Origin of the sequence: Pseudomonas sp. NPDC088885 (genome assembly GCF_044750025.1) — a bacterium.
Classification (GTDB): Bacteria; Pseudomonadota; Gammaproteobacteria; order Pseudomonadales; family Pseudomonadaceae; genus Aquipseudomonas; species Aquipseudomonas rustica.
Genome location: NZ_JBIVJB010000170.1, coordinates 4223 through 4813 on the forward strand (window position 1 = coordinate 4223; position 591 = coordinate 4813).

Sequence of the window (591 nt, forward strand, 5' to 3'; positions counted from 1 at the left end):
TCATCTGGCCTTGCCAAGCGGTGTTGATGTCGCGGTATTCCCGCCTTGCTTGTATATCAACCAAGTGGTTGATGGCTTGAAAGGTAAATCGATTTCGGTCGGTGCGCAGAATTCTGCGGTGGAATCCATGCAAGGTGCATTGACCGGTGAAATTGCACCGAGTCAGTTGGTGGATGCAGGTTGTTCCCTTGTGCTTGTCGGGCACTCCGAACGCCGCCAGATCATGGGCGAGCGAGACGGGATGCTGAATCGCAAGTTCGCAGCGGCACAGGCATGTGGCTTGATTCCGGTGTTGTGTGTAGGGGAAACCCTCGAGCAGCGCGAAGCCGGGAAAACTCTTGAGGTTGTCGGGCGTCAGCTGGGCAGCATCATCGAGGAGCTGGGTGTTGGTGCTTTTGCAAAAGCAGTCATTGCTTACGAGCCGGTCTGGGCCATTGGCACCGGACTGACTGCAACGCCGCAACAGGCGCAGGATGTGCATAAAGCCATTCGCGAGCAGTTGGCGGCAGAGAATTCTGAAGTCGCACGAGGTGTGCGGCTTCTATACGGCGGCAGCGTGAAGGCGGCCAATGCGGTCGAACTGTTCGGCAT

1 protein-coding gene is annotated in these 591 nt (G+C 57.0%); it reads left to right on the forward strand.

Annotation, left to right across the window (positions count from 1 at the left end; genetic code table 11):
• On the forward strand, positions 1-591 hold a 591-nt coding region (tpiA, locus tag ACIP1X_RS27765; RefSeq protein WP_400755866.1), incomplete at both ends, for a triose-phosphate isomerase.